Source organism: Sphingobium sp. (assembly GCF_041987595.1).
GTDB lineage: Bacteria > Pseudomonadota > Alphaproteobacteria > Sphingomonadales > Sphingomonadaceae > Sphingobium.
The window spans coordinates 1-6,032 of sequence record NZ_JBHIWJ010000158.1; the positions used below are offsets into that span (position 1 = coordinate 1).

6 protein-coding genes and 2 pseudogenes are annotated in these 6,032 nt (G+C 61.2%); 3 read left to right on the top strand and 5 right to left on the bottom strand.

The annotated features are described in order from the left end of the window. Positions 1 to 303, bottom strand: a 303-nt coding sequence (locus ACFC3J_RS21720; RefSeq protein ID WP_375198046.1) for a hypothetical protein, incomplete at its 3' end; no start/stop codon positions are given. Positions 304 to 767: 464 nt separating this feature from the next. On the opposite strand from ACFC3J_RS21720, the gene ACFC3J_RS21725 reads away from it, so the two are divergent. From ACFC3J_RS21725 to ACFC3J_RS21735, 3 genes are all read left to right on the top strand, one after another. After that, entirely contained in the window at positions 768 to 1,229 is a 462-nt protein-coding gene (locus ACFC3J_RS21725; RefSeq protein ID WP_375198051.1) for a c-type cytochrome, read from the top strand. Continuing rightward, positions 1,229 to 1,921, top strand: a complete 693-nt coding sequence (locus tag ACFC3J_RS21730) for a cytochrome b/b6 domain-containing protein (protein ID WP_375198047.1) — start codon at positions 1,229 to 1,231, stop codon at positions 1,919 to 1,921. The genes ACFC3J_RS21725 and ACFC3J_RS21730 overlap by 1 nt, the downstream gene beginning before the upstream one ends. Positions 1,922 to 2,033: 112 nt before the next feature. Next, the gene (locus ACFC3J_RS21735) at positions 2,034 to 2,810 is read left to right on the top strand and encodes an SDR family NAD(P)-dependent oxidoreductase (protein WP_375198048.1); all 777 of its coding nucleotides are present in this window, start codon (positions 2,034 to 2,036) and stop codon (positions 2,808 to 2,810) included. A 130-nt stretch (positions 2,811 to 2,940) separates the two neighbouring features. Here the strand turns inward: ACFC3J_RS21735 and ACFC3J_RS21740 are convergent, their stop codons facing one another. The 4 genes and pseudogenes from ACFC3J_RS21740 to ACFC3J_RS21755 form a co-directional block, all read right to left on the bottom strand. After that, positions 2,941 to 3,444 (bottom strand): hypothetical protein, encoded by a 504-nt coding sequence (locus tag ACFC3J_RS21740; RefSeq protein WP_375198049.1) that lies wholly within the window; start codon positions 3,442 to 3,444, stop codon positions 2,941 to 2,943. A gap of 494 nt (positions 3,445 to 3,938) precedes the next feature. Further along, positions 3,939 to 4,268, bottom strand: coding sequence for a hypothetical protein (locus ACFC3J_RS21745; RefSeq protein WP_375198050.1), 330 nt, complete (start codon positions 4,266 to 4,268; stop codon positions 3,939 to 3,941). Between the two features lie 193 nt (positions 4,269 to 4,461). Next, positions 4,462 to 5,532: pseudogene (locus tag ACFC3J_RS21750) on the bottom strand (TonB-dependent receptor); the annotation flags it as partial. Positions 5,533 to 5,562: 30 nt separating this feature from the next. After that, positions 5,563 to 6,032: pseudogene (locus ACFC3J_RS21755) on the bottom strand (IS5 family transposase); the annotation flags it as partial.

Here is a 6,032-nt window from a genome sequence, read left to right on the forward strand (position 1 = left end):
CCGCTCCTCCGGTGACAAGCTGCCATAGCGGGCCACTTCCGCCAGTGGATCCCAACCTGAGAGCATCGCGACACAGCAACCGGCCGGCAAGCCGCCCTGCTTCTTTTCCCAAGCGGCGAGGTCTTCTGGTCCCACTTGCGCATCGCGGTCCAACTCGCGCTTTGCCCTGACGATTTCGAGCCTACGCCCATGCAGTTCGATCGCCCCATCATCGGGCGAAACCGCAGCAGCCAAAGCTTCGCGGGACCGGCCGGCAAAAGCGGCAGCCAGGCTTGCGGCCAAAACAGCGCGGCGGTCGATCATGCCTGCTGCTCCATGCGGGTAGGTGAGCTGTGGAAACTCATCCTTCGATGGCCCCCTGGCGTCGGTTCATGCTCCATCCCCCTCCTCTCACATCATGGCAGCCCTATTTTGTTCATCTGGTCTTACCATGGCGCCACCGCGCCACCTTGCTGTTTTTTCCTCACCTTGCGAACCAGCCTCAGGACGATCTGGCCGCGCCATTCTGTTCCGTCTACTGGAACAGGCAGGCCGCCCGCCCCTGAAACAGACCGTCGATCGACGCGGGAGGTCATATTGATCGCCCAAAATCGACGGATTGCTCCAAAAACCCGTGTTCGCTGATCCGAATCCGGGTGGTCCATGATCTCGACAGGCGTCATTTGACGATGAAAAGTCGCGGATGGTGCCCAGGCCCTCTAACTGCCTGCCGACCGGGCGAAGCGCTGGCTGACCGACAGGATGATTTCAGAGAGGACGAAGTGAAGATGAAGTTCCCCTATTCGACGGCATTCGCGGCGCTCGGCATGGTGGCCAGCTATGCAGCCTATGCCGCTGCTCCTGCGGTGACCAACGCGGTCAAGGCGCGTCAGGCCAGCTACAAGGAGATTGGCGGGGCGTTCAAGAGCATCAATGACGAGCTGAAGTCGGGCTCGCCGGACATGAACAGCGTCAAGCCGCTGGCGCGCGACATTGCGGCACGGGCAGTCCTGCTGCCCAAATATTTCCCCAAGGGCAGTGGTCCGGAATCGGGCCTCAAAACCCGCGCCAAGCCGGAAATCTGGAAGGACAACGCCACCTTCGTCAAGCTGCAGGGCGACATGATCACCGCTGCCCGCGCGCTCGATATGGCCGCTGCCAGCGGCAATGTCGCTGGCCTTGGCTCCGCCCGCACTGCGCTGGGCGGCGCCTGCAAGAGCTGCCACGACCGCTTTCGCACGGAGCAATAATGTCGGAGACCGAGGTGAACGGCGCGACAGCGCGCGTGCGGATCTGGGACTTGCCGACCCGCCTGTTCCACTGGACATTGGTCCCCTTGCTGGGCTTTGCCTGGTGGACAGCGGAAGAGCGAATGCTCGATTGGCATCGTCTCGCGGGTTACAGCATTTTCGCGCTGCTGTTGTTTCGCCTCATATGGGGCATGGCGGGCAGCAGCACGGCCCGCTTCGTCCATTTCGTGGGCGGGCCCGTGACGCTGGCCCGCTACGTGCGCGGCCATATGTTCAACCGCTCCGCGGCCCCGGCACCGGGCCATAATCCGGTCGGCGGCTGGAGCGTGCTGGCGATGATCGCGCTGTTGGCGACGCAGGTCGGCCTTGGCTTCTTCTCGGTCGATATCGACGGGCTGGAATCGGGACCCTTTGCCTATCTGGTCGATTTCGACACCGGACGCGCCGCAGCGGAATGGCACGGCTTCATCTTCAACCTCATCCTTGCCCTGACCGCGCTTCACGTCATGGCTATCCTCTTCTATCTGCTTCACCGGCGCGACAATCTGGTCGGCCCGATGATCAGCGGCTCAAGGCGCTGGACCGGCGAGCAACCGGCCTTGCGTTTCGCATCGAACCGGATCGCGCTGGCGATCTTCCTGCTGGTCGCAGGCGGAACATGGCTGCTGATCGCGCAATTCGGCAGGGCCTGATTTTAAGGGCAACTCGCCACTGGGCGGGATGAAAACGGAACGGCGGATGGGGAAAACGGTCCCCATCGCGAGGAATTCAAATAATGCAGCAACCTATTTTGGGAGAAATCGAATGACCAGCAGACTCAAGGACCGACGCATCATCATATTCGGTAGCGCAACAGGGATCGGCGCCGCGACCGTCCAGCGGCTGGCCGAAGAAGGCGCAAAGGTCTGTGCGGCCGACATCAACCTGGCCGGGGCCGAGGCTGCGGCGCAGGCGGCAGGAAACGGCGCATTTGCCGTCCATGTCGATATTTCTGACGAGCAGTCGGTGAACGCGGCGGTCAAGACGGCGGTGGAGCGTTTGGGCGGCCTTGATGGCGCGCATATCAACGCCGCGGACCTGCGCGTGATCATGGAGGATTCCGACGCGCTGGCGCTCGACCTTGCCGTGTTCGACCGCACGATCGCGGTCAACCTGCGCGGGCATCTGCTATGCACGCGCGCCGTCGTGCCGCATCTGCTGAAGAACAAGGAATCGGCGATCGTCTATACCAGTTCCGGATCCGCTCATGGCGCGGAACCCACCCGCCCCTCCTATGCCATGTCGAAGGCGGGCGTAAATGCTCTGATGCGTCACGTCGCATCGCGCTGGGGCAGGGAAGGCCTGACTGCCAATGTTCTTGCGCCCGGCTTCACCGTGACCGGCGAAATGAAGGCGCAAATGGAGGCCAATGGCCCCGAAGCCGAAAAATGGGCGCAATATTTCATGTCGCGCACGCCCCATACCCGGCTGGGCGAATCCGAAGATCATGCCGCCGTCGTCGCGCTGCTGCTCTCTGCCGACGGCCGCTGGATCAATGGCTCGATCATCGACGTGAACGGCGGATCGCTGATGCGCGCCTGATCACCTGCCGCAGCCAAAGGAAAAGGCCTCCTTCCCTCCTTGAGAGAAGGGGGCCTTTTCCTTGGCGCAAATTCTGATGTGAACGATTTCACTTCAGCGGCGCCCGGATCGCTCCAGACGCCACTCCCTCTTAGAAACGGTAGTTTGCGGTCAGGCCGAACTCGCGCGGCGGATTGACCGACACGGCGGTATATCCCGAACGGAACGGCGCAGGGTTGCCTGCCGGGCCGGGGACCAGGAACCGCGTCGCGACCTGCAGTTCGGCGCTGGATGCGCTGGTGATTTGCGTCGTGTTGAACAGGTTCTTCACGAAAGCCGTAAGTTCCCACCCAGCGTCAGGCGAGCGAATGCCCGCGAACAGGTTGACGTTCGTAATCGCCTTGTACCGATAGTCAGCCGTCTCCGAATAGAAACCGGGCCGGTAATTCAGCAATGCGCGGAGAAACGGCTGCAAACGGCCGACCGAGAAGCGGAGTTCGCTGTTCGCACTCAGCGCAAATCGCGGAATGTTCGCCAGGCGATCGTTCGTCTGGCAGAACGCCACCTGTTGTCCGATCGGCACAGCGGGCTGCCCTGCTGTGTCCGGGATGCCGTCGCCATTGGAGTCGCGGCATGGGGACCAGCGCGTTGTCATAAGGGGAATTTTGCGTAGGACGCGTTTATTGAAACGTCCCAATCGTCGATGGGGCGGGCGTCGAAGTGCATCCCGACCCCCTTGGATATGGCATCGCCGTTAAAGCTGATTGAATTGGCCGACCCGTCGATGACACCGTTTCTCGCCGAAGATGTCGGAGCGGTCACAAGGCCGACGAAGCTTGCCGCAAGCCATGACCGACACCGCCCCCAACGGCTGCGCGTCGCGTCCATCATGCCGCCCAGAACGGGGTCGATACATCAAGCCACCCCGCTCCGAACTTCCAACTGGTAATATCGTGACTTGATCAGTTGACCAGCGGATTGTCGGAAGGGAGGATCAAAGGTTCAGCGAGCGGACCGGGGATCGCTGGCGTACATATTCGGTCTTTCACTTGCCACTGCGGCCCGCTCGGCAGGAGGGACGCTTGGCGTTCCCGTTGGCGTCAGGGATGCCATCTCCATTATAATCATACAATAGCGCTGCCCGTCATCCTAATCCGCATCGGCATAGGTGGCGTTCCATGCTGAAATCCACCCATTGCGACGGCTGGAACCCGGCCGGACTTCGACACCCCTGGCTGATCGGATTGCCATAGGTTGGCAGCGGCGTGGTACCCGTATCGACAGTGCCGGGGATACGCGAAGAGCGGGTCGTGAGCGCCGGCGCGAAGTCCACATAATTTTGAACTTCTGGTAGAAAGCGGCGATGTTCAGCGTCAACTTGTGATCGAAAAGGCTGGACTTCAGACGGATTTCAAAGCCATCCGACCTTTCGTCGGACGTCTGAAGATATTGCGCGACGCCATACTCGACAATTGCCATGTCCGCGCCACCTTCGGACCAATGACGAGCGCACCGCCAAGCGGATTTCGGGCGCGCCATATGTCGCCCCCACCCGGTTCCAGCGACACCGCAATCCGGGCTGATGCAGGAAGAGCGTCAGACCGGCTGCCGGCAAAAAAAAGGTCGAAGCGCAGCTTCGACCCAGGGGAGGAAATTTGCTTTCTGCAGACGATCAGTAGGTGATGCGGGCCGTCACGCTGAGGCGACGATCCGAGATCGTTGCGGTCCGGGGTCGCGTATCCAGACCAAAATAGGAGTTTTTGCGCGAATTGGTGATATTGCGTACGTCCATACCGATCATGAAGTTCGGCGTAACGGTGTAGTTCATCGACGCATCCAGCTGGCCGAAGGGTTCCACGAAGATAGGCAGGTTGCCCGTGCCGACGCCCGCCGTCGTTTCCACGAACTTGCTGCGCCAGTTGTAGGCTGCACGCAGCGAGAAGCCGCCCTTTTCATAGATGCCGACCAGGTTGTAGCTGTATTTGGACAGCTGCTCGAGCGGCACCTGAATGGCAGGGCCGGAGATGGCCGGGCTCGGCGCCTGCGAGTCGACATAAGTGAAGTTGGCCTGCATGCCGAGACCGTCGAACGGTCCGGGCAGGAAATCGAAGAACTGCTGGTAGGACAGTTCCGCACCCTTGACCGTAGCGGTATCGGCGTTGGTGTAGGACGTCACCTGATAGGTGTAGGTGTTGCCACTGGGGAAGGTGATGTCCCGCGGGGTGATCGCCGTCTGGATGTAGCCCTTGATCCGCTTGTAGAAGCCCGCGACCGAAACATAGCCCGTGCGGTTGAAATACCATTCGAGCGAAGCATCGAAGTTGCGCGATGTCATGGGCCGCAGGAAGGGATTTCCCCCCGATGCGGTGTGGATCTCGTTCTGCTGGGCCGGACCCGGCTCAGTGATCGTCAGGCTGGGGTTGAGCTGCCCGAAGGTCGGACGTGCCATGTTGGCCGAAGCGGCAAGACGCAGCTGCAGATTGTCCCGCAGATGGACCCGAAGATTAAGGCTCGGCAAGATCTTGGTGTAGGAATCGCTGAAAGCGATCTGATTGAACTGCGGCGGGCCAGTCATGCTGGATCCATCCGGCGCGATAATCTGCGGCACCTGCTGATAGAAACCGGAAACGCCGAGATCCGTCCTGACCACGCGCACGCCGATATTGCCATCGACCGGCACCGACATGGGCCGCGCATCGAAGAATGCGGCGACATAGCCGGCATAGCTTTTCTGCCGCTGGGAATTGACGCCGCTAGGCTCAGGACTCGTTGATCAAAGCCAGAAGAGCACGGTGGCGGCCAGAGCGAGTGCAGAGAAGAACACCGTGGGGCAGCGATCGTAGCGGGTCGCGACGCGGCGCCAATCCTTGAGCCGGCCGAACATGATCTCGATGCGGTTGCGGCGCTTGTATCGACGCTTGTCGTATTTGATGGGCATTGATCGCGATTTTCGCCCCGGAATGCAGGGTTTGATACCCCTTTGCTCAAGCGCGTCCCGGAACCACTCAGCATCATAGCCCCGGTCGGCCAGCATCCACTGCGCCTTGGGCAGGTCATCGAGCAGGGCTGCTGCGCCGATATAATCGCTGATCTGGCCGGCCGTGATGAAGAAGCTCAAGGGGCGGCCGTTGGCATCGGTGACGGCGTGCAGCTTGGTGTTCATGCCACCCTTGGTCCGTCCGATCAGGCGCCCGAGATCCCCTTTTTTACCCCAAGGCTGGACGCCGTGCGGTGGGCCTTGAG

What these genes read in the sequence shown, in the direction of transcription:
- ACFC3J_RS21725 (WP_375198051.1), top strand. Translation starts at nt 768, where the DNA reads ATGAAGTTCCCCTATTCGACGGCATTCGCGGCGCTCGGCATGGTGGCC.
- ACFC3J_RS21730 (WP_375198047.1), top strand. Translation starts at nt 1,229, where the DNA reads ATGTCGGAGACCGAGGTGAACGGCGCGACAGCGCGCGTGCGGATCTGG.
- ACFC3J_RS21735 (WP_375198048.1), top strand. Translation starts at nt 2,034, where the DNA reads ATGACCAGCAGACTCAAGGACCGACGCATCATCATATTCGGTAGCGCA.
- ACFC3J_RS21740 (WP_375198049.1), bottom strand. Translation starts at nt 3,444, where the DNA reads ATGACAACGCGCTGGTCCCCATGCCGCGACTCCAATGGCGACGGCATC.
- ACFC3J_RS21745 (WP_375198050.1), bottom strand. Translation starts at nt 4,268, where the DNA reads ATGGCAATTGTCGAGTATGGCGTCGCGCAATATCTTCAGACGTCCGAC.